Origin of the sequence: Bacillus paramycoides (genome assembly GCF_001884235.1) — a bacterium.
GTDB lineage: Bacteria > Bacillota > Bacilli > Bacillales > Bacillaceae_G > Bacillus_A > Bacillus_A paramycoides.
In genome coordinates this window covers 59,997-86,551 of sequence record NZ_MAOI01000101.1, presented here as the reverse complement: position 1 = coordinate 86,551, position 26,555 = coordinate 59,997, and the positions used below count along the sequence as shown (strand labels likewise).

Annotated in this window: 22 protein-coding genes and 3 pseudogenes; 19 read left to right on the top strand and 6 right to left on the bottom strand. The window is 34.3% G+C overall.

Annotation, left to right across the window (positions count from 1 at the left end; all coding sequences use genetic code 11):
- Nucleotides 1–5 precede the first annotated feature (5 nt).
- The 4 genes from prpB to BAU28_RS21385 all read left to right on the top strand — a co-directional run bounded on the left by prpB (nt 6) and on the right by BAU28_RS21385 (nt 5,183).
- Nucleotides 6–914 carry a methylisocitrate lyase gene (gene prpB / locus BAU28_RS21400; RefSeq protein WP_002031847.1) on the top strand — a complete coding sequence of 303 codons (909 nt, stop codon included), beginning with the start codon at nt 6–8 and terminating at the stop codon, nt 912–914.
- Between the two features lie 155 nt (nt 915–1,069).
- On the top strand, nt 1,070–2,779 hold the full coding sequence (locus BAU28_RS21395) for an acyl-CoA dehydrogenase family protein (RefSeq protein WP_071719902.1): 1,710 nt from the start codon (nt 1,070–1,072) through the stop codon (nt 2,777–2,779).
- A gap of 16 nt (nt 2,780–2,795) precedes the next feature.
- On the top strand, nt 2,796–3,686 hold the full coding sequence (locus tag BAU28_RS21390) for an NAD(P)-dependent oxidoreductase (RefSeq protein ID WP_071719901.1): 891 nt from the start codon (nt 2,796–2,798) through the stop codon (nt 3,684–3,686).
- A 36-nt stretch (nt 3,687–3,722) separates the two neighbouring features.
- On the top strand, nt 3,723–5,183 hold the full coding sequence (locus BAU28_RS21385) for a CoA-acylating methylmalonate-semialdehyde dehydrogenase (RefSeq protein WP_071719900.1): 1,461 nt from the start codon (nt 3,723–3,725) through the stop codon (nt 5,181–5,183).
- 116 nt (nt 5,184–5,299) lie between these two features.
- Here the strand turns inward: BAU28_RS21385 and BAU28_RS21380 are convergent, their stop codons facing one another.
- Both BAU28_RS21380 and BAU28_RS21375 read right to left on the bottom strand, forming a co-directional pair.
- Nucleotides 5,300–5,932, bottom strand: coding sequence for a LysE family translocator (locus tag BAU28_RS21380; RefSeq protein WP_071719899.1), 633 nt, complete (start codon nt 5,930–5,932; stop codon nt 5,300–5,302).
- A 152-nt stretch (nt 5,933–6,084) separates the two neighbouring features.
- Entirely contained in the window at nt 6,085–7,137 is a 1,053-nt protein-coding gene (locus tag BAU28_RS21375) for an enoyl-CoA hydratase/isomerase family protein (protein ID WP_071719898.1), read from the bottom strand.
- Between the two features lie 509 nt (nt 7,138–7,646).
- On the opposite strand from BAU28_RS21375, the gene BAU28_RS21370 reads away from it, so the two are divergent.
- The 5 genes from BAU28_RS21370 to BAU28_RS21350 all read left to right on the top strand — a co-directional run bounded on the left by BAU28_RS21370 (nt 7,647) and on the right by BAU28_RS21350 (nt 13,233).
- The gene (locus BAU28_RS21370) at nt 7,647–7,904 is read left to right on the top strand and encodes a hypothetical protein (RefSeq protein ID WP_071719897.1); all 258 of its coding nucleotides are present in this window, start codon (nt 7,647–7,649) and stop codon (nt 7,902–7,904) included.
- A 184-nt stretch (nt 7,905–8,088) separates the two neighbouring features.
- Complete coding sequence (locus BAU28_RS21365) at nt 8,089–8,328, top strand: DUF2584 family protein (RefSeq protein ID WP_002171871.1); 240 nt, start codon at nt 8,089–8,091, stop codon at nt 8,326–8,328.
- A 15-nt stretch (nt 8,329–8,343) separates the two neighbouring features.
- Nucleotides 8,344–9,501, top strand: coding sequence for an exonuclease SbcCD subunit D (locus BAU28_RS21360; protein ID WP_071719896.1), 1,158 nt, complete (start codon nt 8,344–8,346; stop codon nt 9,499–9,501).
- Nucleotides 9,498–12,587, top strand: coding sequence for an AAA family ATPase (locus tag BAU28_RS21355; RefSeq protein ID WP_071719895.1), 3,090 nt, complete (start codon nt 9,498–9,500; stop codon nt 12,585–12,587). Before BAU28_RS21360 ends, BAU28_RS21355 begins: the two co-directional genes overlap by 4 nt.
- 226 nt (nt 12,588–12,813) lie before the next feature.
- Nucleotides 12,814–13,233, top strand: coding sequence for a hypothetical protein (locus BAU28_RS21350; protein ID WP_071719894.1), 420 nt, complete (start codon nt 12,814–12,816; stop codon nt 13,231–13,233).
- Nucleotides 13,234–13,325: 92 nt separating this feature from the next.
- Here the strand turns inward: BAU28_RS21350 and BAU28_RS30540 are convergent, their stop codons facing one another.
- Nucleotides 13,326–13,499 (bottom strand): hypothetical protein, encoded by a 174-nt coding sequence (locus tag BAU28_RS30540; protein WP_002171875.1) that lies wholly within the window; start codon nt 13,497–13,499, stop codon nt 13,326–13,328.
- A gap of 312 nt (nt 13,500–13,811) precedes the next feature.
- Here BAU28_RS30540 and BAU28_RS21340 point away from each other — a divergent pair, with 312 nt between their 5' ends.
- Together BAU28_RS21340 and BAU28_RS21335 are read left to right on the top strand one after the other, a co-directional pair.
- Complete coding sequence (locus BAU28_RS21340; RefSeq protein WP_071719893.1) at nt 13,812–15,179, top strand: lytic polysaccharide monooxygenase; 1,368 nt, start codon at nt 13,812–13,814, stop codon at nt 15,177–15,179.
- 578 nt (nt 15,180–15,757) lie between these two features.
- Nucleotides 15,758–16,057 carry an ArsR/SmtB family transcription factor gene (locus tag BAU28_RS21335; RefSeq protein WP_071719892.1) on the top strand — a complete coding sequence of 100 codons (300 nt, stop codon included), beginning with the start codon at nt 15,758–15,760 and terminating at the stop codon, nt 16,055–16,057.
- A gap of 63 nt (nt 16,058–16,120) precedes the next feature.
- On the opposite strand, the gene BAU28_RS21330 is transcribed toward BAU28_RS21335, so the two are convergent.
- Entirely contained in the window at nt 16,121–16,306 is a 186-nt protein-coding gene (locus BAU28_RS21330) for a YkvS family protein (RefSeq protein WP_002148107.1), read from the bottom strand.
- Nucleotides 16,307–16,619: 313 nt separating this feature from the next.
- On the opposite strand from BAU28_RS21330, the gene BAU28_RS30535 reads away from it, so the two are divergent.
- On the top strand, nt 16,620–16,754 hold the full coding sequence (locus BAU28_RS30535) for a response regulator aspartate phosphatase (protein WP_244158168.1): 135 nt from the start codon (nt 16,620–16,622) through the stop codon (nt 16,752–16,754).
- A 949-nt stretch (nt 16,755–17,703) separates the two neighbouring features.
- Nucleotides 17,704–18,903, top strand: coding sequence for an L-lactate MFS transporter (locus BAU28_RS21315; protein WP_071719889.1), 1,200 nt, complete (start codon nt 17,704–17,706; stop codon nt 18,901–18,903).
- 465 nt (nt 18,904–19,368) lie between these two features.
- Here the strand turns inward: BAU28_RS21315 and BAU28_RS30530 are convergent.
- Nucleotides 19,369–19,485 (bottom strand): annotated as a pseudogene (locus BAU28_RS30530) (arsenate reductase); the annotation flags it as partial.
- A 7-nt stretch (nt 19,486–19,492) separates the two neighbouring features.
- Nucleotides 19,493–19,555 (bottom strand): annotated as a pseudogene (locus BAU28_RS31080) (YjcZ family sporulation protein); the annotation flags it as partial.
- A 221-nt stretch (nt 19,556–19,776) separates the two neighbouring features.
- Here BAU28_RS31080 and ytaF point away from each other — a divergent pair.
- The 6 genes and pseudogenes from ytaF to BAU28_RS21280 all read left to right on the top strand — a co-directional run bounded on the left by ytaF (nt 19,777) and on the right by BAU28_RS21280 (nt 26,530).
- Complete coding sequence (gene ytaF, locus BAU28_RS21305) at nt 19,777–20,421, top strand: sporulation membrane protein YtaF (protein WP_002171883.1); 645 nt, start codon at nt 19,777–19,779, stop codon at nt 20,419–20,421.
- A gap of 20 nt (nt 20,422–20,441) precedes the next feature.
- Nucleotides 20,442–21,145, top strand: a pseudogene (locus BAU28_RS21300) (YjbE family putative metal transport protein).
- 826 nt (nt 21,146–21,971) lie between these two features.
- The gene (locus tag BAU28_RS21295) at nt 21,972–22,757 is read left to right on the top strand and encodes a 2,3-dihydro-2,3-dihydroxybenzoate dehydrogenase (protein ID WP_071719888.1); all 786 of its coding nucleotides are present in this window, start codon (nt 21,972–21,974) and stop codon (nt 22,755–22,757) included.
- Between the two features lie 26 nt (nt 22,758–22,783).
- Nucleotides 22,784–23,983: an isochorismate synthase DhbC gene (gene dhbC / locus BAU28_RS21290; RefSeq protein ID WP_071719887.1), complete on the top strand. Its 1,200-nt coding sequence runs from the start codon at nt 22,784–22,786 to the stop codon at nt 23,981–23,983.
- A gap of 12 nt (nt 23,984–23,995) precedes the next feature.
- Nucleotides 23,996–25,612, top strand: a complete 1,617-nt coding sequence (locus tag BAU28_RS21285) for a (2,3-dihydroxybenzoyl)adenylate synthase (protein ID WP_071719886.1) — start codon at nt 23,996–23,998, stop codon at nt 25,610–25,612.
- 24 nt (nt 25,613–25,636) lie between these two features.
- On the top strand, nt 25,637–26,530 hold the full coding sequence (locus BAU28_RS21280; RefSeq protein WP_071719885.1) for an isochorismatase family protein: 894 nt from the start codon (nt 25,637–25,639) through the stop codon (nt 26,528–26,530).
- Nucleotides 26,531–26,555: the final 25 nt, after the last annotated feature.

Genomic DNA, 26,555 nt, shown 5'->3' with positions numbered 1-26,555 from the left:
ATAGAATGGCTTGGGTTGTGAATAAACAGTCAACACAAGAGGAGCTTGCGAATCGCTTCCGGGCTTTAGTAGAAGCAAATGAAATTTTGCAAATTCCAGGTGCTCATGATGCAATGGCTGCTCTTGTTGCGAAAAATACAGGTTTTTCAGCTCTTTATTTATCTGGAGCTGCTTATACTGCAAGTAAAGGGCTACCAGATTTAGGAATCGTGACGTCTACTGAGGTAGCAGAGAGAGCAAGGGATCTAGTAAGAGCTACAGATTTACCAGTTCTTGTTGACATAGATACAGGATTTGGTGGAGTACTAAACGTAGCGAGAACAGCTGTAGAAATGGTGGAAGCGAAAGTAGCGGCTGTTCAAATTGAAGATCAACAATTACCAAAGAAATGTGGACATTTAAATGGTAAGAAACTTGTTACTACAGAAGAATTAGTTCAAAAAATTAAAGCGATTAAAGAAGTTGCACCAAGCTTATATATTGTAGCGCGCACAGATGCTCGCGGAGTAGAAGGATTAGATGCAGCGATTGAAAGAGCGAACGCATATGTAAAAGCAGGAGCAGATGCAATTTTCCCAGAAGCGCTTCAATCGGAAGAAGAATTCCGATTATTTACTAGCAAAGTGAATGCACCTTTACTAGCAAATATGACTGAGTTCGGGAAAACACCATATTATAGTGCAGAGGAATTTGCAAATATGGGATTCCAAATGGTGATTTACCCTGTAACTTCACTTCGCGTTGCTGCAAAAGCATATGAGAATGTATTTACATTAATTAAAGAGACTGGCTCACAAAAAGATGCACTTTCTAATATGCAAACGAGAAGTGAGTTATATGAAACAATTTCATATCATGACTTTGAAGAATTAGATACTGGAATTGCAAAAACAGTATTATCTGAAGATCAATAGGTAGAAGGACTAAGGCGATGAGAATACATCTTTGGCAAAACGAAATGCTTGATGTGAAAATTCATCGCCTTCTGTTTTCAATAATAAGATATTCCACTCATCGTAGACGAGCATATGCAAAAAGCAATGAAGGCCGAAATGATAGGGGGATTCAGATGGAGAAAACGAAGTTACCATGGAATGAATTTTTTTCACTCAATAAAGATGTGAATAATAATTTCTTTACACCAGAAGATTTTTCAGGGGATGAAGATTTAATCGCAAAAACGACAGAACAATTCGTTAAGCAAGAAATTGTTCCGCAAGTTGAGAACATTGAACAACATAACTATAAAGTTTCTCGTCAATTATTTGAGAAAGCTGGAGAACTTGGATTGTTGAGTATCGAGGTCCCGGAAGAATACGGCGGGTTTGAGTTAGGAAAGGCAGTCTCAGGGCTTGTAGCAGAGAAAATGGGTTACGCTGGTGCATTTAGTGTTTCTTTTAATATACACGCAGGTGTAGGTACATTGCCTTACATATATTACGGAACGAAAGAACAGAAAGAAAAATATTTACCAAAAATTGCGTCAGGAGAATGGATTGGGGCTTATGCTTTAACTGAGCCAAATGCTGGCTCTGATGCATTAAGTGCAAAAACGAGTGCAGTATTGAATGAAGATGGTACAGCTTGGAAGTTAAATGGTGAGAAGCAGTGGATTACGAACGCTCATATGGCTGATGTATACGTTGTTTTTGCGAAGACAAATAAAGGAATGACAGCGTTTATTGTCGAAAGAACATGTGAAGGTGTATCAATTGGATTAGAAGAAAAGAAAATGGGGATTAAAGGTTCTTCAACGGCGACGCTTATATTAGAAGATGTTGCCATCCCTGCTGAAAATGTTTTAGGGGAAGTTGGGAAAGGGCATCACGTAGCTCTTAATATTCTTAACTTCGCTAGACTAAAACTTGCTTTTGGAAATATTGGAACAGCAAAACAAGCAATTGGCTTGTCAGTACAATATGGAAAAGAACGAAAACAGTTTCAAACTGAATTAGTGGACTTTACGATGATTCAAGAGAAAATTGCAAACATGATCATTGCTACATATGGAGCAGAAAGTGCAGCCTACCGTACAGCAGGTGTAATTGATGATGCAATTCATGAGAGTGATGAGGATCTTATGAAGAAAATGTCTCAATTTGCAATTGAATGTGCACTTAATAAAGTAAACGCTTCTGAAACACTTGGTCATATCGTAGATGAAGCTGTACAAATTCATGGTGGTTACGGTTATATGCAGGAATACGAAGTAGAACGATTGTATCGTGATGCTAGAATTAGTCGTATTTTTGAAGGAACGAACGAAATTAACAGATTAACAGTAGCTAAAATGTTAATGAAGCAAATCGAACAAATAGAAGATACTGAAATAGAAATTGATGTAGCAAATGTAGAAAGAAACCATCGTTACATTTTATTAGCGAAAAAATTGTTGAAACAATCTTTGAAAACGCTCTCTAAAACTCCAGGCTTAAAAATTGATCAAGAGCAAGAATATTCACGTGTATTATCAAATATGTTGACGGACGTGTACGTCATGGAATCAGCATTTTTACGTACGAGTAAAGCAATTAGTAAAAATGGTGAAGAAAAAGAGTGTACGAAACAGATGATAACTGATGTTATTTGTGAAGAAGGCTATCGTAAAGTAGAAGAAGCGGCGATTTCTATACTTTCAGCGGCTGTCACAGAAGAACAACATAGACACGTAATTTTAGCTGAAATCCGTCAATTATTAGTGCCTTTATACACGAACTTATTTACGAAAAAGAGAGATATTGCGAAAGTCATTATTAATCGCGGGAAATATATTGTGTAAATAGGAGGAAAGCGATATGAAAAAGATTGGTTTTATAGGTTTAGGTAACATGGGTCTTCCTATGTCTAAAAATTTAGTTAAATCAAGTTATACAGTATACGGAGTGGACTTGAATAAGGAGGCGGAAGCTTCTTTTGAAAAAGAAGGCGGAATTATCGGTTTATCAATCTCAAAACTAGCAGAGACATGTGATGTGATTTTTACAAGTTTACCATCACCTCGTGCGGTTGAAGCGGTATATTTCGGAGCAGAAGGATTATTTGAAAATAGCCACCCTAATGTAGTTTTAATTGATACTAGTACAGTATCTCCACAATTAAACAAACAGTTAGAAGAGGCTGCAAAGGAAAAGAAAGTAGACTTTTTAGCAGCGCCTGTTAGTGGAGGGGTAATTGGAGCAGAAAACCGTACATTAACGTTTATGGTTGGTGGATCAAAAGAGGTATATGAGAAAACTGAATCTGTCATGGAAGTGTTAGGAGCGAATATCTTCCACGTTAGTGAACAAATTGATAGTGGTACAACTGTTAAATTAATTAACAATCTATTAATTGGTTTTTATACAGCTGGTGTGAGTGAAGCTTTAACATTAGCGAAAAAGAGCAATATGGACTTAGATAAAATGTTTGATATTTTAAATGTAAGTTACGGTCAAAGTAGAATTTATGAGCGCAATTATAAAAGTTTCATTGCAACAGAAAACTACGAGCCAGGATTTACTGTAAATCTATTAAAAAAAGATTTAGGCTTTGCAGTTGATTTAGCTAAGGAAAGTGAACTCCACTTACCGGTAAGCGAAATGCTATTAAACGTATATGAAGAAGCGAGTGAGGCAGGATATGGTGAAAACGATATGGCTGCTTTATATAAGAAAGTTAGCGAACAATTAATTTCTAATCAAAAATAGTAGACTTATAAAAATCATAAAAAAGGAGAGAATATAATGATTACAACTGAAATTAAACGAGTAAAAAATCATATTAATGGCGAATGGGTAGAATCTACTGGCACTGAAGTAGAAGCAGTTCCGAATCCGGCAACTGGAAAAATCATCGCTTACGTTCCACTTTCTCCAAAAGAAGATGTAGAAAAAGCTGTTGAAGCGGCAAAAGCGGCATACGAAAAATGGTCTAAAGTACCAGTTCCGAATCGTTCAAGACAATTATATAAATATTTACAGCTTTTACAAGAAAACAAAGATGAACTTGCAAAAATCATTACGCTAGAAAACGGTAAAACGCTAACGGATGCAACGGGCGAAGTACAGCGTGGTATTGAAGCGGTAGAATTAGCAACATCGGCACCAAATTTAATGATGGGACAAGCTCTTCCGAATATTGCTAGCGGAATTGATGGATCGATTTGGCGCTACCCAATCGGTGTTGTTGCTGGGATTACACCGTTTAACTTCCCAATGATGATTCCATTATGGATGTTCCCACTTGCAATTGCTTGCGGTAATACGTTCGTATTAAAAACATCTGAAAGAACGCCACTCTTAGCAGAGCGACTTGTAGAGTTATTCTATGAAGCTGGTTTTCCAAAAGGTGTATTAAATTTAGTACAAGGCGGAAAAGATGTTGTAAATAGTATTTTAGAGAATAAAGATATTCAAGCAGTTTCGTTCGTTGGCTCTGAGCCAGTGGCACGCTATGTATATGAAACAGGAACGAAACATGGAAAACGTGTTCAAGCGTTAGCAGGTGCGAAAAATCATGCGGTTGTTATGCCAGATTGTAACCTTGAGAAAACGGTACAAGGTGTAATTGGATCTGCGTTTGCAAGTAGTGGAGAGCGCTGCATGGCATGCTCTGTCGTAGCAGTAGTAGACGAAATCGCTGATGAATTCATTGACGTACTAGTAGCAGAGACGAAAAAATTAAAAGTGGGTGATGGTTTCCACGAAGATAATTACGTTGGACCATTAATCCGTGAATCTCATAAAGAACGTGTTTTAGGCTATATTAATAGCGGGGTGGCAGATGGAGCAACTTTATTAGTAGATGGCCGCAAGATTAATGAAGAAGTAGGAGAAGGTTACTTTGTTGGTGCAACGATCTTTGATGGCGTAAATCAAGAAATGAAAATTTGGCAAGATGAAATCTTTGCTCCAGTATTAAGTATTGTGAGAGTAAAAGATTTAGAAGAAGGTATTAAACTTACAAATCAATCGAAATTTGCGAATGGTGCTGTTATTTATACGTCAAATGGTAAGCACGCACAAACATTCCGTGACAATATTGATGCTGGTATGATTGGTGTAAACGTAAATGTTCCGGCACCAATGGCATTCTTTGCATTTGCAGGAAACAAAGCTTCCTTCTTTGGAGATCTTGGTACAAATGGTACGGATGGCGTTCAATTTTATACACGCAAAAAAGTTGTAACTGAGCGCTGGTTTTAATAAAGTGAAACTTTAATCAGTTGGGGGGCATCCACCACTGATTATTAGCTCAAATCAGCCAGATATATTGTTAAATGAAAAACACCACTCTTTAAGATGTGGTGTTTTTTGCTTAACTAATTACTTTTTTCAAATGCTAGTTTAATACCAAATCCAATTAAAACGATTCCTGTTAGCCCTTGAATATAACTTTGCGTCTTTGGTTTCTTCATAAAAGCGCTAATTTTATCAATTAAAAATATATAAAAAGCGAACCAAATGACTGTTAAAACGAGATAAGTTAGGCCCATTACGAGAAGCTGAATAAGTGTATTATGACTTGGATTTAAAAATTGCGGTAAAAAAGTTAAAAAGAAGACTGCAATTTTAGGGTTTAATAAATTCGTAAGAAAACCTTGGCGAAAACAAGGAGTATGTTCGTTATCAGTATTCATAGATACATCATTTGTATTTACACCTTCTTGGTTTTTTACTGCTAAAAGTGCTTTAATACCGATATAGATTAAATATAGAGCCCCAACATACTTGAAAATAGAAAATAAAAGAGCTGATTTTACAATAAGTGCGGAAAGACCAATTACAGCAGCTAATGTATGAATCAAAAGTGCAACACATGTACCGAACACTGTTTTAACACCGCCGATTTTACCAGCAACCAATGTGTTCTTCGTAGCCATTGCTGTATCAGGTCCAGGTAAAATGATTAGACAAATAGACATAATGATGAAAAGAAAATAATTTTCTATCATAGTCGCTCCTCCTTTTTGTATTTTTAGAATATTTGATTAAAATCAGTGTAGCATAAATTTCGATTTAATAAAATTAAATTTTATTAAAGAATATTAAATAGAAAAGAGGCTATAGTAGCAGTTATGAATACACTACTACTATAGCCTCACTGTTATGCGTTAAGTAGGTTAAAGAAACGATTTACATCTTCTTCTGAAACATCACTTAATTGTTTATATTTATAATTTGGATTTTGATCTTTATCAACTACAACGGAGCGTACTCCTTCAAAGAAATCTTCATGTCTCATGAAGTTTTTAGCTAGTATAAGATCTGTTGCGAAACATTCTTCAACAGACTTATCTTGTCCATCAATAAATTGTTTTAATGTTACTTTTAGTGAAACGGGGGATTTTGATAATAGCGTTTCTTTCGTTTTTAGAGCAAATGAACTTTGATCTTTCTCTAATGATTGGATGATTTCTTCAATTGTATCGAATGCAAAATGTGAATTGATTACCTCTAATGAAGGAGCAAGTTCGCTTTCTAAGTTTGGAGCAGTTGCAAATGTACGAATGACTTCTTTTAAATTAGTATGTACATCTTCTTTATGCCAATTTACACTTTCAAGTTCAGTAAGGAAATTTGGTAATGTATCTGATGTCATAAAGTGGTCAGCAGCGTTTATAAATAATACGTCAGGACCTTTCAATAAAGATGCTGTTAAAGCAACATATCGGCCAGTATATCCAGGTGCTTTATTTAAGAAATAAGCAGCACCGACATCTGGGAAGAAGCCGATGTTCATCTCTGGCATTGCCCATTTTGTACGCTCTGTAACAATTCTATATGTAGCACCATTCGTCAGCCCGACACCACCGCCCATAACGATTCCGTCTAAACAAGCGATAATTGGTTTTTTGTATTGATAAATATATGTATCAATTTCATATTCCTCTTCAAAAAACTGCTCTGCATGTTGTAATGCAACTTCATTTGAACGTGCTTCATATAGCGTTTTAATATCACCACCTGCACAAAAACCTTTCGTTCCAGCTCCTTTTAAAACGATGAGTGCAATACGCTCATCTTGCTCCCATTCTTTAAGTTTTTGTCCAATTGGTTTTAACATGTCGTAGGATAAAGAATTGAGTGCTTTTGGACGGTTTAAAGTAATAGATGCAACGCCGTTTTCGCTAACAGAAAATAAAACGTGTTCAGTCATTATAAATCCTCCCTTATATATCTTCCTATTCTTATTTCTTGATACATACTGAAATGTCCTTTATAAAGTGAAACTTTAATCGGTAGAGGTTTTTCCATCACGCTTATTATTAGCCCTCACCAATAGGATTTTTACGGGCAATCTATCTCCCGCCTACTTATTTGCCTCCTTCGAATTTTTAGGTGGGAGTATAGTTGCCTGCAAATATCGGGACAAATTTTGTCTAAAGCTGGTACTAAGTGTTTATATGTATTTCGCATATTTTGACGAGTTATATTTGCAGGATTTCAGTAGTGGAAGAGGAATATTACAACATTACTGTAAGTGCAATTATTTGAAAACATGGTGTTAAAGGCGCTATTATATGTATAATTTATATGGAGTTATTGCACCTGGCATAACAAACAATTGAAGAGTAGATGTAGAAAAAGTGGAAATAGCTGAATTGTCTAACTTTTAAAGGGTGGGAAGTTTGTATATAATTAGAAATAGAGAAAGGGGAGATCGGAATGCCAGGACCTTTACTGTTGTCGGTTATTATTTTGTCTTCTCTTATGGTAGGAATTACACAGTATTTTCATCATACAGATACGACAGAAGAAGTGAAGGATAAGGTGCGTCTCGTATTTCCGATTTTTATAGTATCTATTTCCATATGCTTTTTACTGAATAAAGATGGGTATATTGTGGCCGTATTCGCGTTTTTTGTAGCGATTGTTTTAATAACTGTATTGTACTATGTAATGAAAGAGTACTTACAAAAATAAGGATGCTTGAAAGAGCATTTTTATTTTTGTAAGTATAAAAATTTCACATACCGTATTTAATATGAAAAAATTAAAATATTTATAATTAAAAAAGTATGTACATCGCATTGTATATACTTGTCAATCTTGCATAGCCAATATACTATTAAAATGTAGAGATTAGAAAAAAGGGGTTGTATCTAGAATGAAATTTGAGATGCACACGAAAATTATTTCGAATGAAAAAGAAATCAGATTACATATAGAAGAAAATCTATTTCAATTAATATTAGATGGTTATCATCTATTTACAGTTCAAGAAATATTACCTTTATATAAATCAAATCAGGAAAGAATAGGTAGTGCAATTGTTCAAAAGTTAGAGTGGGAGAACGGAAAAACTACACTAAACTATCAGCTTGTTTCACTACAATCAGTAAATTAAAAGGAGAAGGGAAATATGAAGTTTTTTCATACAGCGGATTGGCATTTAGGAAAGCTTGTTCATGGTGTGTATATGACTGAAGATCAAAAAATTGTTTTAGATCAGTTTGTACAAGCTGTTGAAGAAGAAAAACCGGATGCTGTAATTATTGCAGGAGATTTATATGACCGAGCAATTCCACCTACAGAAGCAGTAGACTTATTAAATGATGTATTACAGAAGATAGTTATTGATTTACAAACACCAGTAATCGCAGTGGCAGGTAACCATGATAGTCCGGACCGCATACATTTTGGTAGTAATTTAATGAAAAAACAAGGATTACATATTGTTGGACAATTTCAATTTCCATATAATCCAGTTGTTTTAAATGATAAATACGGCGAGGTTCATTTCCATCTCGTTCCGTATGCAGATCCAAGTATTGTTAGACATGTATTGAAAAATGAAGATGTTCGTTCTCATGATGATGCGATGCGTATTTTTATGAACGAACTTTCAGAAACGATGGATAAAGAAGCGAGACACATATTTGTAGGTCATGCATTTGTAACTTCTTCAGGAGAGGCAGAGGAAAATACGAGTGATGCGGAACGCCCACTTTCAATTGGTGGTGCTGAATATGTAAATAGCCATTATTTTGATAAGTTTCATTACACGGCGCTTGGCCATTTACATCAAGCGCATTTTGTACGTAATGAGACAATTCGTTATTCAGGTTCGCCACTTGCATATTCTATTTCTGAAGAAAAACATAAAAAAGGATATTATATTGTGGAACTGGATGAAAAAGGTGAAGCAACAATTGAAAAACGTTTACTTACACCGCGTCGTAAAATGCGTACAGTAGAAGCAAAAATAGACGATTTATTGCATCATCCAGTAAATGAAGATTATGTATTTGTGAAATTATTAGATGAAAATCCTGTCTTGCAGCCGATGGAAAAAATACGTTCTGTATACCCAAATGCAATGCATGTTGAAAGATCTATTCAAAGACGAGAGTTCACAGATGAAAATGAAGTAACTGTTTCAAGACATAAAACGGATGATTTATCTCTTTTAAAAGCTTTTTATAAAGAAATGAAAGGGCTAGAGTTATCAGAAGAGAAAGAACGTCTATTTTTAGATGTGTTGCAAACAGTGCAAGAACGGGAAGGTGAGCGAGGATGAGACCGATTCAGCTTATTATGACGGCATTTGGTCCATATAAACAGAAAGAAGTAATTGATTTTAACGACCTTGGAGAGCATCGTATTTTCGCTATTTCTGGTAATACTGGAGCCGGAAAAACAACGATTTTTGATGCGATTTGTTATGTGTTATATGGAGAAGCTAGTGGAGAAGAGCGTAGTGATACAAGCATGCTTCGTAGTCAATTCGCTGATGACAATGTTTATACAAGTGTGGAATTAACCTTTCAATTAAAAGGGAAAAGATATGAAATAAAACGACAACTGGGTCATAAAAAACAAGGAAATAAAACAATTACAGGACATGCAGTCGAATTATATGAAGTAATTAATGAAGAAAAGGTTCCTTGCGTCGATCGTTTCCATGTAACGGATGTAAATAAAAAAGTTGAAGATTTAATTGGATTAAGTAAACATCAATTTAGTCAAATAGTAATGTTACCGCAAGGAGAGTTCCGAAAACTATTAACATCTGAAACAGAAAACAAAGAAGAGATTTTACGTCGCATTTTTAAAACAGATCGTTATAAGTTAATGCGTGACTTACTTGATCAAAAACGCAAACAATGGAAAGACGTCTTACAAGAAAAACAAAAAGAACGAGAGCTATATTTCCGTAATGTCTTTAAATTACCAATACGTGATGGAGCATTATTAGAGACGTTAGCAGAGCAAGAGCATGTTAATACACATCAAGTAATAGAGGCATTAGAGCAAGAAACAACGGTGTATAAAGCGGAAGTTGAGCAATTACAAGTAGAACAAAATACTCAAACGAAGCAATTAAAAGAAGCAGAGACACGTTTTCATGCAGCAAAATCTGTTAATGAGAAATTTAACGATTTAGAACAAAAGAATGAGAAATATAACAATTTACAAGAAAACCGTACAGTAATCGAAATGAAAGAAAAGTCTTTTAAACGTGCGGAGCAGGCGAAGCGATTATTGCCATTTGAGCAATGGTATGAGGAAGCGATGCAAAATGAGCAAAAATCTGAAAGCATATTGAAACAAATACTAGCAAATAAAGAACAAATTATGAAAAACTTCAAACTCGCTCAGGAGAAATATGAGGCATTAAAGTATAAGGAATCTGAGCGAGAAGATGCGAAAAAGCAAGTTCAAAGATTAGAAGAGTTACAATCAATTATTGCATCATTATCTGAGAAAAAGTTGAATTTACAAAATGCTGAAATCCAAATAGGAAAATTAAAAGAAGGTATGCAGAAGCTAGATCAACAACTAGAAGAGCATACGAACAAAAAACAAATAATGTCTGGCGAATTACAGCAATTAGAAGCGGCGCTAGAGCAATATGTAGCTAAAGTAGAAGAACTAACGAATATGCGAGAAGATGCAAAAGTATTAAAGCAAGCATACGATGTTTGGCAAGAAAAACAAAAATACGGACAAGAAAAAGAAACTGCTTATAATAGCAGGCAAATGGCAGTTAGTTCATATGAAATTATGGAACGCCGGTGGTTAAATGAACAAGCTGGTATATTAGCTCATCACTTACATGATGGTGAGTCTTGTCCGGTATGTGGTAGTATAAATCACCCGAAAAAAGCTACAGAGCAAGGTGATACAATCGATGAAAAAGAATTAGACGTTTTAAGAGAAAAGAAAAATGTCGCAGAGAAATTGCATGTTCAATTAGAAGAGAAATGGAATTTCTATCGATCACAATATGAACAAGTGATAGAAGAGGTACTGAAGCGTGGATACCAATCAGAAAAATTAGTTGAAACATACAGTGCACTCGTGCAAAAGGGAAAGCAATTAGCAACGGAAGTAAATACGTTAAAATCAAGTGAAGAAGCGCGGAAGCAATTAGCAGCGAATATAAAAAGTGTAGAAGAAAAAATCGACAAATTGCAAGTTCAAAAACGTGAAGCAGAAACAATGATGCACCGCACAGAAATGGAATGTTTACAACTTCGTACGTCTTATGAACATGATAAGAAAAGTATTCCTGAAAACTTACAAACAGTAGAAGCTTGGAAAGTACAGTTTGATCATGCTACGCAAGAGCTTCGTTCTATGGAAGAAGAGTGGGCGAAAGTTCAAGAAGCATATCAGCATTGGCAAAATGAAAAAATACGTATACAAGCAGAACATGATAGTGCCTCTAAGCAATTTGATAGTGCAAAAGAGAAGAAGAAAGAGACTTTCACACGCTTTATGAAAGAGCTAGAACAAAGCGGATTTACAGATCAACAAACGTATACAGAAGCAAAATTAAAAGACGCTGAGATGGAAATATTACAACAAGAAATTCAAAGTTATTATTCGTCTCTTGAAGTACTTGTAAAACAAATTGAAGAATTAAGTATTGAATTAAAAGATAAAGAGTATATGGATATTACTTTCTTAGGTGAACAAATAAATGAATTGGAAATTAACCTAGATATTATAAAAGAAAAACGTCAACGCGCTCAAAATGCAGTAGCATATATTTCTGATTTACATGAAAACATTAGACGAATTGATGAACAAATTTATGACGAAGAAAAAGCGTTCCAAGAACTTGTTGATTTATATGAAGTAATGAAAGGGGATAATGAAAGTCGTATATCTTTTGAACGTTACATCTTAATTGAGTATTTAGAACAAATTGTTCAAATTGCAAACGAACGACTACGTAAATTATCAAATGGACAATTCTATTTAAAACGAAGTGAACGAGTTGAAAAGAGAAATCGTCAAAGTGGATTAGGCTTAGATGTATACGATGCATACACTGGCCAAACACGTGATGTAAAAACATTATCTGGTGGTGAGAAATTTAACGCATCACTTTGCTTAGCGCTTGGAATGGCAGACGTAATTCAAGCGTATGAAGGCGGTATTTCCATTGAAACGATGTTTATCGATGAAGGATTCGGCTCATTAGATGAAGAGTCTTTAACGAAAGCAGTGGATGCTTTAATCGATTTACAAAAATCAGGCCGATTTATCGGCGTAATTTCACACGTTCAAGAACTGAAAAACGCAATGCCAGCTGTATTAGAAGTAACGAAGCAGAAGGATGGGTGTAGTCAGACTAGGTTTGTGGTGAAGTAAGTTTGGAAAATAGAGTAGGAGCTCTATCGATACCCTTATTTTTATAGAAAGAACTAGCATCAAGCCGGTGTTATTTTGAAGTACGATTGCACTTCGAAGTAACACTGGCTTATTTATATAAAATTCTAATGTGAATCATCGACTCTTTCTAGTTTAAAAAACAATTTGGTATTTTAAATTTTTTTAATAAAAATCCGAACCTTTTCATGGTAGATTTTACAGAAGTTTGGAAGAACAGGAAAATGGAAATCGAATTCAAGTGTCTAATATAGCAAATAATTTTACTCTGTCTCTTAATGTTGATAGATTGGGTGGAAGAGAAGGAAAGACTCAAGGTAAATCGAATTTTGATTTACCTGTTCAAAGTATACCAGCAAAACAAAGTGAGAAAGAAGTTAATGTCAATAAAGATTTAAGCGCTATACGTGCAAATGCAAGATTGGAAAAAGTCGTTGTAACGCCTCTTAGAATATATTTACAAGGAACTGCGTCAGAAAAAGGTGGTCCATTTGATTATCTTGTGTTAGATGATAAAGGAGAAGAATCTGTAGAGGTCTTTAGAACGACATTCGGAGATAAAAAACTATATATCGTGAATCCAAATGCTGTGTATTATGATCAAGCGTTTACGGTTGAATTTAAATAAAGTTGTATAGATTAATGATTTTCATTGAAAATAAAACGCCGTTTCTTTATTGGAAACGGCGTTTAAATGCTTGTAAAGAACAAATGATACAACTATGAGTTATCTGAAGAAGGCGGCGTATGTGATAATCGATTATAAGTTTTAAAAGCAGAAATTGCTGATATAACACCACCCGCTAAAAATAATGCTGATCCACCAACTAATATGATACGACTGACATATGTTTCTCGTGCTTCTTCAACTTCTTCTTGTAACATTGTAGGCATATGAATTCCTCCTTAACAAAATCTGTTTTGTAAATAGTATATACAAACGCCTAACATGTGTTAAAAATGAAGAAGTTGTATGTATAAGCATCTAGGTGAATTTAATGTTTGGCCAGTGTTACTATTAAGTTCAACGTTTCTGCACAGCTTCTGCATAAGTTTTAGTAGTTTATATGTCATGATATATTCGTAAAGTGAAATATTTAATAATAATGATTAGAACATTCGTTCATTATTAAGTGTGCTTATTGTTATTCTTTTGCATCAAAGCCCTCATCACACTACGAAGTATAACAAGAAGGGGATATGAACATGAAAAATCGAATTTTAAAACACCTACAAAGCATGAAAATGAATAAGAAAAGTCTAGGAGCCGTTGCATTGACGGCTGGAATCATCGGTACGACTCTTATTCCCCAAAATGCATATGCGCACGGTTTCGTTGAAAAACCTGGAAGTCGTTCTGCTTTATGTAGCCAAACTTACGGTGCACTAAACGTGAACTGCGGAAGTGTTATGTATGAACCACAAAGTTTAGAAGCTCCAAAAGGATTTCCACAAGGTGGTCCAGTTGATGGGCAAATTGCTTCGGCAGGTGGTAAATTTGATGGTATTTTGGATCAACAAACAGCAAATCGTTGGTTTAAAAATACGATAACTGGTGGAGAGAATGCGTTTACATGGAAATATACAGCTCCCCACTTAACTAGCCAATGGCATTACTACATTACGAAAAAGAATTGGAATCCAAATAAACCGCTAACAAGAGCTGACTTTGAGCTAATTGGAACTGTGCAACATGATGGTTCTGCAGCTTCAAACAATTTAACTCACAAAATCAACGTGCCTACTGATCGCAGTGGATACCATGTGATTTTAGCGGTATGGGATGTAGCTGATACAGCAAATGCATTCTATAATGTAATCGATGTAAATCTAGTTAATAATTTAAAACCAGACACAGAAGCACCAAGTAATCCAAATGGGCTTCAGGCAACAAAAGTTACAGTAAATAGTGTAGAACTAACATGGAGCGCTTCTACGGATAATGTAGGGGTAAAAAGTTATCAAGTTCTACGTAATGGAGAGATTATTGATACAGTACCAGGCACTCATTTTATTGATAAACAATTACAACCAAGTACTGAATACTCTTATACTGTAAAAGCGATTGACGCAGCTGGAAATGTATCAAAAGAAAGCACAGCAGTTAAAGTGAAAACAGCAGTAGTGACTCCTGATACAGAAGCACCTACACAGCCAAAAGGGTTACACAGCATGGCAACGACCGCATCAAGTGTTGATCTAATGTGGAGTCCATCTGACGATAATGTCGGTGTAGACCATTATAATATTTACAGAGAAATTTCTGGTGTAATGAAGAAAGTTGGAACATCTAATTCTACTTCTCATATGGACAAAAATTTGCTTGCTAGTACTACATATAAATATGCGGTTAAAGCTGTTGATGTAGCTGGAAACGAATCAGCTCAGAGTGATATATTCACAGTTACTACGAAAGATGAAAGCGTTTCATATGAAACTTGGGATGCAAAGAAGGCATATAAAAAGGGCGATAGAGTTGTACACGAAGGCAAAATGTATGAAGCGGTTCAGAATTATCAGGGAAATGGGGATCCAAACTGGATTTATGCTTTATCATTATGGAAAACAGTGTAAGCTTTTACTGGATTTGAATTGAGATAATGATAGGGGCTTTGGTGCATAAGGTAATATGATAATTCACTTTAAAGTTTATACAAAAAAGACGACATTTGAAAATTGTCGTCTTTTTTGATATTAAGAACAAAGTGGAACTAATCCTAAACCAATTAAAAGACCTGCAACAGTAGCAGGGATGGGTACTGGAATTTGAATACCTTCGACAAATAAGAAATATTGGGCATTTACAATTTTAAAGCATACTAAATTTGGTATTTTCCATCCTCCTTTCTATAAAACTTAATATTGTTATGAATTAATTATAGAGAAATATAAAATGTCCCTTTAAACTATATTGGATTCTAAGTTATTTGAACAATCTTCACCATAAATTTATGCCAACTTCACATACACCACAAATTGAAATTGTAATATGTATATGTACCAAATAAATAAAATGAATATAGCATTTCTATTTTTAAAGAATTAAAATCCTATTATTCCTATATAAGGGTTTTGGTTGCATAATCAGGAGTGTATCTTTCTTTAGAGATGGATCTTAATAAAAAGGAATCAATATAAAAGGGGAATGTCTTATGACAACATATACGAGCGAGATAAAAAAAACTTTAGTTACTGAAGAAGATGTAGATATTTTGAAAATTATGGCGCATCCAATACGTTTACAAATTGTAAATGAATTAAGTACCCGTAAAACTTGTAATGTATCGCAATTAACGGAGATATTAAATATTCCGCAATCGACTGTTTCGCAGCATTTATCAAAAATGAAAGGTAAAGTGCTAAAAGCAGAGAGAAGAGGATTAGAAATTTATTATTACATTAATAATTTAAAAGCAAGTAAGATTGTTAGTGTATTAGGATACATAAACTAATGGAATTTTTTCTGTACAAAATAGTCCCTCTGCTGTATAACAGAGGGACTATTTTGTATTTCATTATTTGTTTGTATTTAAGATTTTATAGTTTTTATGATTCACAATAGTTCGATCAAATTCAAAAGTACCACCATTTACATCTGTAATTTCAACTAAGACCGATTCAGTGTACAGTTTTAATACAGATCCAGTAATTTTTAAGTTATTTCGTTGAAAAAGTATAGTATCCCCTACGTTTGCTTTCATAGTACCTCCTCATAAAAGACAGAAATATTTGTTTATTATATATATTAAACCACGTATAGTTATATTAGTGAATATTTAGTTTTGTTTATCAATAAAAAATTTGTTATTTAATAAAAAATAATAGAGTAACAGTATGATAATAAATTGTAAATTTTCTATTTATGTGTAGAAAATTGTAAAAATCCGCCGCGGTAATTCCGAATATTTTGCTAGAAAAATAAAAAAAGTGAAAGTGGAAATACGCTTTATTCTCTGTTAATAATTGTATTAATATGTAGAACAAAGAGAGGGGGATTTGAGTACAAGTATTGTAATGAAAAGCCAGATTATAAGACTATTAAATGACCGGTTTCAAGAAATACGGCTGCAACATGTAAGTAGAGCTGAAGAGTTAAAAAAAGAAATAGACAGTAAAATTAATAATATAGAAGAAGATCAAGAAGGCTGAATTTAATTATCGAGTGGCGTTATTTCATTATTGTTTATCTCAACCGATTTTAGCGATTTCTAATGCTTTGAAAGCGCAAGATTTTTTTGTGAGAGTTTAGGGTATGAAGTTAAAACTGCAGCGTGTAAAAATCCTTTAGGAATGTGTTGTATAGCATTAGGACAATATGAGCTTGCAGAAGAATATTTAGTATCGGCGATGAAGACATTTACAACCTTTAAAGAAGAACAACTAATAATAAAAGTTAAATGTAATTTAAGTTTATTATATGCAGAGAAAAAATTTTCAGAATTAGCTATCCAAAATTCGGAAAATCCTATAGTGGATATTGAGAAAGATTATAAAACAATATTTCAAATAGTACGTTCATTTACAAAGGCTGAGACTGATTTAATTTCTGCTCTGATGTTTTAGACGGTTTTTAAACAGATGCCTATATAGGCGGGAATTTTGAAAGTAATATTTTTGATGAACTGATTAAAGATGAAAATTTAGTTCGAGACTAAAGAGAACATTACAGGATTGTGACCATTACATTTTTAATGTAATGGTTTTTTGTGTTCGTTTAAACCCCCTGTAACTTCGAGAGTAAGTTATATATTAATTAGGGTGTTTTTTTGTTTGTACATAGTAATCAAAATTCTGAAGTCCAACCATGGGGTAACTCTACACATAACTTTTTATGAAAGGCGTTTTAAAAATACCTGTAAGTCGCCCTTATGCAAAACAATACAAAAAGTTGTTACGCATTTAACAAGCAGTTTTTTGTATTTCATCCTTCGTTTTCTGTAACTGATTCCATATATTTGACGCCCTATCTTGTAAGTGCTTACATACACTGGAACATCCTATACAATAAAGTTGTTAAATCGAAAGAGGTGGCGAAAATGAACACAAAAAAAGCATATTTAGCGAATAGCATTGAAATAAAAAAAGGAGGAGGGATGGTATGAAAAAATCATCTGTTAATCCATGGCTTGTTGTCCTCGGCACAGTTATAGTACAAATGGGACTTGGAACGATATATACATGGAGTTTATTCAATCAGCCTTTAGTGAGTAAATACGGTTGGAGTCTTAACGCTGTTGCTATAACCTTCTCAATTACTAGCCTTTCTTTAGCATTTTCAACTTTGTTTGCGAGTAAATTGCAAGAAAAATGGGGACTTCGTAAACTCATTATGATAGCTGGACTAGCATTAGGACTAGGATTAATACTTAGTTCACAAGCTTCCTCATTAATATTGCTTTATGTACTAGCGGGAGTTGTCGTAGGTTATGCAGATGGTACAGCATATATCACTTCACTATCGAATTTAATAAAGTGGTTTCCAGAGCGTAAAGGTTTAATCGCTGGTATTTCTGTCTCTGCATATGGGTCGGGTAGCCTAATCTTTAAATACATTAACGCACAGTTGATTGAATCAGTTGGTGTATCACAAGCGTTTATATACTGGGGCTTAATTGTTACAGCTATGATTGTGATTGGCGCTTGTTTAATCCATCAAGCTGCTGATCAACGGGCAGTTCATGAAACAAAAACGCAGGAATATACAACGAAAGAAATGCTAGGTACAAAAGAAGTATACTTATTATTTATTATGTTATTTACATCATGTATGAGTGGCTTATACTTAATTGGCATGGTAAAAGACATCGGTGTTCAACTTGTAGGGCTTAGTGCAACAACAGCAGCTAATGCGGTGGCTATGGTTGCAATCTTCAATACATTAGGTCGTATTATTCTGGGACCGTTATCAGATAAAATCGGCCGTTTAAAAATCGTTACTGGTACTTTTGTTGCTATGGCGACTTCAGTCTTGGTCCTAAGTTTCTTAGATTTAAATTATGGTATCTACTTCGTCTGTGTAGCAAGTGTAGCGTTTTGCTTTGGTGGAAATATCACTATTTTCCCAGCTATTGTTGGTGATTTCTTCGGCATGAAAAATCATAGTAAAAACTACGGAATTGTGTATCAAGGATTCGGCTTTGGAGCGCTTGCAGGTTCCTTTATCGGTGCAATTCTAGGTGGATTCAAACCAACTTTCATGGTGATTGGCGTATTATGTGTCGTGTCATTTATTATCGCAATTTTAATTCAAGCACCAAATGAGAAAAAAGAAAAAGAAGAATATCGCAGCGTAGCATAAGTATTTAAATCTTCTATTACACTACTATAACTAAAAAGTAACCTATTAAATTTAAAGATATATAAATACCAAGAGTAAAGATAGTAAGGATTGATTATCCTTACTATCTTTTTTTATCTTTAAATTTAAATTAAAGATACATAGCAATAATAGATAACTCGTAATAGTGTCTGAATATTATGCGTATTACTTTTAGTGGATTCTTCTTGTTTATTATAAATTAAGCGTTTATGATGTGGATTTGAAATAAAGTCGTACCGTTTATAAAAAAAGATGTGATACTTTATCCCTTCAAGCAAGGAAATTTAGGTGGATTTTGATCAAACTTTTTTATAAAAACTAACCTTAAATATGCCAGATAAGAATCCATTTTGATCAATCTTTTTTCAAAATGGATTCTTTTTATTTATCGTACAATACCGATTTGAGGGGTGTTTTTAATCAAACTTTGTTTCAAACCTACATTAAAATGTTTGGATCAATAATATCTGATGTTTGCTTTGTTATGTCGATATTTACTTCTTTCATAGCTTTAATAGCATTAGGATTTACGCCATGTGCTTCGATTCCTGTGGAATATACATTCTTCCATAAAGAGGGCAACGAGTAAAGCGAAGCCTCCAGCAAAACCACAACTACCACCAAAGCCCATAATGGTTCCTCCTTTAAACAGGAGGGGAAAACATTGGGATACACATGTTTTTTGCAGTTTCACATTACTTTATGTTTTTAAAAACTATATGGGCAGGTCCTTTTAAAAAAGAAAAGACACTCATAAGAGTGCCTATCTTTAGTAGGAACACTTTTTTTGATATATCATACAATAACCCAGAAAATAACTTGCTATTTCTTATAAAAAGGAGTATGACAATTATGACCATAACAGCTTTAATTACGATTTTGTTACTTTCATTATCCTCTAGTATAGATAATTTTGGAGTAGGGATATCTTATGGTATTCGTAATATTCGTATAGGTTTTTTAGCTAATTTTATAATTGCGATTATCGCTTTTGTTTTTAGTGAAATGGGTATTTTATTTGGACAATATATTTCAAAAGTTTTTCCTGGTACATTATCTGATGTTATTGGTACATTGTTTTTGTTTGTAATTGGTTTACGAATTATTTTAATGACAATTCCAAGAAAAAAGAAAGTTCATCAAGAAGTGCTTGATGAAGAGGAATCTGTTTCGAATGTTATCACGGGATATTTAAAATCTCCTGAAAAAGCCGATCTCGATAAATCAGGAAATATTAATTTTTTTGAGGCTATTGTTCTTGGTATTGCTATATCTATGAATGCTTTAACGAATGGATTAGGTGCAGGGTTATTAAAATTATCTCCATTCGCTATTTCATTATCAGCAGCCATATTCAGTTTTTTAACTGTTTGGTTAGGAGTTAAATTAGGAAAAAAGGTTGCAAATGTGAAAATTGGATCTTGGACATTAGGACAATTTAGCACAGCATTAAGTGGGTTTATATTATTATTAATCGCTGTACACAATTTGCTTTAAGTACAAATTGAGGTGAATACATTGGCGTTTTTTTTTCAGCTTTATTATCAATTGTCATCATTGATTTAGTAATTGCTGGTGATAATGCTATTGTAATGGGTTTAATTGCAAGAAATTCCCCAAAAAAACAACAGAAAAAAGCAATTTTTTTGGGAACAGTTGGAGCGATTATTATTCGTACACTTGCTACTTTAGTTGCTGTTTGGTTATTAAAAATTCCAGGTCTTTTGTTAATTGGAGGGATACTAGTACTTTGGATTGCTTTTAAATTTGTAGCATTAACAGAAAATCCAAAAGAAAATAATGTTAATCCCAAAAATGTTTATGGACAGCAATTCGAGCCATTATCATGGCAGATATTTTAATAAATCTTGATAATGTATTAGCAGTAGCAGCTGCTTCACATGGTAACTTTCTATTAGTGCTTTTAGGATTAGTAATTAGTATTTCTATTGTAATTTTAGGGAGCAGTTTATTTATTAAATTTGTTGATCGTTTCCCTGTTATTATTTACATTGGGGGCGGTGTAATAGCATGGACTTCCGCTAAAATGATAATGCATGAACCTTTTTTAAAAGTGTATTTTTTAAATAATTCTTTTTTATATTGGGGGACTGTAATTTTAATGGTGGGAAGTGTGTTATTAGCTGGAAAGATAAAAAATTTAGTAATAAAAAAAGAAAATGCCATTGAAGAGAGAGAAATGACAAGCTTTGTTACATAAGTAAGTGTAGCAAAGCTTTTATTTTTACACTGACAAATGAAACAAATTCATTATTTGTAAACAAAAGAGCCTGTATCGATAATTACTTGGTAATTGAAGATATAGGCTCTTAATTTCAGTGTTTAGTTGTTATATATGTTTAAATTTAATAGGGTACTTTTTTACGATACATAATAAAATTACGAAAGGGAAGTGGATGCCAAACCACTTTCCTTTTTTCTTTATGAACTATTTTATAAATTATTTTTCCCTACCCAGGCTTAATAATCCTCGGAATTTTCCTGATACAAAAAGCGAGTGAAATATTTAATTGGATTATATTGGAATATTATAAAGTGATGCATAATGTATGAACCTCTTACTAAATCTTAGATTATACACATGACATTCATCGAGAAATGCAAGATGTAAAATGAGATATTTTCAGAAAAATATTGAGAAAAGAAAACTTAAATTTCGATAATGTATTATAGATGAAGAGATATACAGTTTTTCTTTTTGAATTTCCAAAAAGATGAGAAGGAATTATGAATTGAATTTTTAATTAAAGTACATTTTAATGCTTATAAATGTAATCTTATATAAAAATGTAAAAACACTTTATCTGAAAAATAAAAAAAGATTGACAAGTTTATTGAGAAACATTATCATTTCAATGTAAGAACAGTAAATGAAAATTATTATCAATGAATTTGATTTTGATGAAAAGTACACTTGACCAATTAGTTTAGTAAGTGTATTATTTTTTACAACGTAATTGATAATGAAAATCGTTATCGATTATGTTTCTTAATTAGATCAATTTTTATATGAAAGGATAGAGGAAATGAACTTAGGGGAATTTGATGGGAAAACCGTTTTAGTAACTGGCGCAGCCCAAGGTATAGGTATGGCTGTAGCAAAAATGTTTTTAGAAAGAGGAGCTACAGTTATTGCGGTTGATCAAAATGCAGAAGGGCTTAAAAAGTACTTAAATCATTATGCATCAAATGAAACACGTATTAAGACGTGTTATTTAGATGTGAGTGATAGTGCCGCTGTTGAAGAGGGAGTAAACCGTATTGAAAATGATATAGCACCAATAGATATATTAGTAAATGTTGCAGGGGTTTTACGTATGGGAGCGATTCACTCTTTTAGTGACGAAGATTGGAATAAAACATTCTCTGTAAATACTACTGGAGTTTTCTATATGTCTCGAGCAGTAAGTAAACATATGATGTTAAGAAAGTCGGGGGTAATTGTTACAGTTGGTTCAAATGCGGCAAATACTCCGAGAATGGAGATGGCTGCGTATGCTGCATCAAAAGCTGCAACGACGATGTTTATGAAATGTTTAGGATTAGAACTTGCAGCATACAATATTCGCTGTAACTTAGTTTCTCCTGGTTCTACTGAAACTGAAATGCAACGATTACTATGGGCTGATGAGAATGGAGCTAAAAATATAATTGCTGGTTCTCAAAATACATATAGACTCGGAATTCCATTACAAAAAATTGCACAACCTTCAGAAATTGCTGAAGCAGTATTGTTTTTAGCTTCAAATAAAGCAAGTCATATTACAATGCACAATTTATGTGTCGATGGCGGAGCTACATTAGGAGTTTAATAAAAAATTCAGGAGGTTAATATATTATGAATGAACTTACAGCCGTAAAGGAACTTTCAGAAAAACTTTTAGAAGATTACAAGACTGAATCTTCATTCTTTTTCGCTTCACCAAATCGAACGATATTGACAGAAGGAGAGTTTACTACAGTAAAACATAGTGAAATCGAAAGCTTTCCAGAGCTTGTAAAGGCGGTATTAAGTAATGCAAAACAAGCTGGAAATCCAAATCCTATCGTTGTAGGTGCTTTACCATTTGATCGCAGGAAAGAAGTTCAACTTATTGTACCAGATCATAGTAGAATTACTGAGCGTTTACAGTTAGAGAAAACAAATGAGATAAAACGAAATGAGAAACTGGCATTTGAAATGACACCAGTCCCAGATTCTGAAGTTTATATGAATGGTGTGAAGCAAGGGATTGAAAAAATACAAGACGGAGATTTAAAGAAAATCGTTCTATCTAGATCGTTGGATGTTAAATCTACAGAGAAAATTGATAAACAAAAACTACTTCGTGAATTAGGAGAACATAATAAGCACGGATATACATTTGCTGTTAATTTGCCGAAAGATGAAAACGGGAACAGTAAGACGTTAATTGGAGCAAGTCCTGAATTGCTTGTTTCACGTAATGGTATGCAAGTAATTTCTAATCCGTTGGCTGGCTCAAGACCTCGAAGTGGAGACCCAGTGGAAGATAAAAGAAGAGCGGAAGAATTACTTTCTTCTCTAAAAGATTTACATGAACATGCGGTAGTAGTTGAAGCGGTTGCCGCTGCACTTCGTCCGTATTGTCATACATTACACGTTCCAGAAAAACCATCTGTCATTCATAGTGAAGCGATGTGGCACTTATCTACAGAAGTGAAAGGTGAACTTAAGGATCCAAATACGTCTTCTTTAGAATTAGCAATTGCCCTTCATCCAACGCCAGCAGTTTGCGGAACTCCAATGGAAAAAGCGAGAGAGGCTATCGGAAAAATTGAGCCATTTGATCGTGAATTCTTTACAGGAATGCTAGGATGGAGCGATCTAAATGGAGACGGCGAATGGATTGTTACAATTCGCTGTGCTGAAGTGCAAGAAAATACACTTCGATTATATGCAGGCGCTGGAGTTGTTGCTGAATCAAAGCCAGAAGATGAGCTAGCAGAAACGTCAGCTAAATTTCAAACAATGCTGAAAGCTTTAGGGTTAAGTGATAGTTCATTGAATGACAAGTAGGGGGAAGAATGAATGTTAGCAGGTTATACGGAATGGCCAAAAGAATTGGCAGGTCGTTATCGAGAAGAAGGATGTTGGCTTGGAGAGACGTTTGGTGCGATGTTAAGAGAACGCGCTGAAAAACATGGAGATCAAATTGCGATTGTAAGTGGTAATTCACATATAACGTATAGTGAACTTGATAAAAAGGTAGATCGTTTGGCTGCTGGTTTACTGAATTTAGGAATAAAGCAAGAGGACCGAGTTGTTCTTCAGTTACCTAATATTATAGAGTTTTTTGAAGTATGTTTCGCGCTATTTCGAATTGGAGCACTTCCCGTTTTTGCATTGCCTTCACATCGCAGTAGTGAAATTAGTTATTTTTGCGAGTTTGGTGAGGCGAGCGCTTATGTCATTTCAGATAAGGCACTTGGCTTTGATTACCGAAAACTAGCAAGAGAAGTGAAAGAGAAAATTCCTACTTTACAACATGTAATCGTAGTAGGGGAAGAAGAAGAATTTGTGAACATAAGTAATCTTTATATGGATCCGGTTCCATTATCAGAAGTTCAGCCAAGTGATGTTGCGTTTCTCCAATTATCAGGAGGGACAACAGGACTTTCTAAATTAATTCCTAGAACACATGATGACTATATTTATAGTTTACGTGTTAGCGCTGAAATTTGTAATTTGAATGCAGAAAGCGTCTATATGGCAGTTCTTCCAGTAGCACACAATTACCCGATGAGTTCTCCAGGAACATTTGGAACTTTCTATGCTGGTGGAAAAGTAGTGTTGGCAAATGGAGGTAGCCCAGATGAGGCGTTTGCGCTTATAGAAAAAGAAAAAGTTACGATTACAGCTCTCGTTCCACCATTAGCAATGATTTGGCTTGATGCAGTAGATTCGCGTACTAACGATTTATCGAGTCTACAAGTACTTCAAGTAGGTGGAGCGAAATTTAGCGCTGAAGTTGCAAAGCGTATACGCCCTACATTCGGATGTACGTTACAACAAGTATTTGGTATGGCGGAAGGATTAGTAAATTACACAAGATTAGATGATCCAGAAGAAGTCATTATTCATACACAAGGTAGACCGATGTCTACATTCGATGAAGTCCGAGTTGTTGATGAATATGATAACGATGTAAAACCTGGGAAAGTAGGTAGTTTATTAACACGAGGGCCATATACAATTCGTAGTTATTATAAAGCGGAGGAGCATAATGCACGATCATTTACAAAGGATGGCTTTTATCGCACAGGTGATCTTGTAAAAGTCAATGAACAAGGTTACATCATTGTAGAAGGAAGAGATAAAGATCAAATTAACCGTGGCGGTGAGAAGGTTGCTGCGGAAGAAGTTGAAAATCATCTATTAGCACATGATTCAGTCCATGATGTAGCAATTGTATCTATGCCTGATGATTATTTAGGTGAACGTACTTGCGCTTTTGTCATAGCTCGTGGACAAGCCCCAACTGTAAGTGAATTAAAAATATTTTTAAGAGAACGAGGTATAGCAGCTTATAAGATTCCAGATCGAATTGAATTTATTGAATCATTCCCGCAAACAGGTGTTGGAAAAGTAAGTAAAAAAGAATTACGTAAAGTCATTGCTGAAAAACTTAGAACAGTAAAACAATAATAAAAATCGGAAGGAAGTGATTAGATGGCTATCCCATCTATTTCAGTATACAAAATGCCCGTTGAATCAGAACTACCAAAAAATAAAGTGAATTGGACACCAGATCCGAAACGTGCCGTTCTTTTAATCCATGACATGCAAGAGTATTTTCTTGATGCGTATAGTGATAAAGAATCGCCAAAAGTAGAACTGATTTTAAATATTAAGGTGATAAGAGAAAGATGTAAGGAACTTGGTATACCAGTTGTTTATACAGCACAACCTGGTGGACAAACGTTAGAGCAGCGGGGGTTATTACAAGATTTTTGGGGTGACGGTATCCCTGCTGGACCAGATAAAAAGAAAATTGTTGATGAACTTACTCCTGATGAAAATGATATATTCCTAACAAAATGGAGATATAGTGCATTTAAAAAGACAAATCTATTAGAAATTTTAAATGAACAAGGACGAGATCAACTTATCATTTGCGGTATTTATGCGCATATTGGCTGCCTTTTAACAGCTTGTGAAGCGTTTATGGATGGTATTCAGCCATTCTTTGTAGCAGATGCGGTAGCTGATTTTTCACTTGAGCATCATAAACAAGCATTGCAGTATGCATCTGATAGATGTGCAGTAACGACTGCAACAAACTTACTGTTAAAAGATTTACAAAGTATAAAAGGTGATGAGAGTGAAGGAATCACTTTACAGGAAGTGCATGAACTAGTTGCACAATTACTCCGTGAGCCAGTAGAGAGTATTGAGGTTGATGAAGATTTATTAAATAGAGGACTTGATTCGGTCAGAATTATGAGTTTAGTAGAGAAGTGGCGTCGCGAAGGGAAGGAAATCACTTTTGCAGATTTAGCAGAACGTCCAACTGTTGCCGATTGGTACCGCTTATTATCTTTACAAACAGAACAGGTGCTGTAACAAACAGATTACATAATAAAGGGGT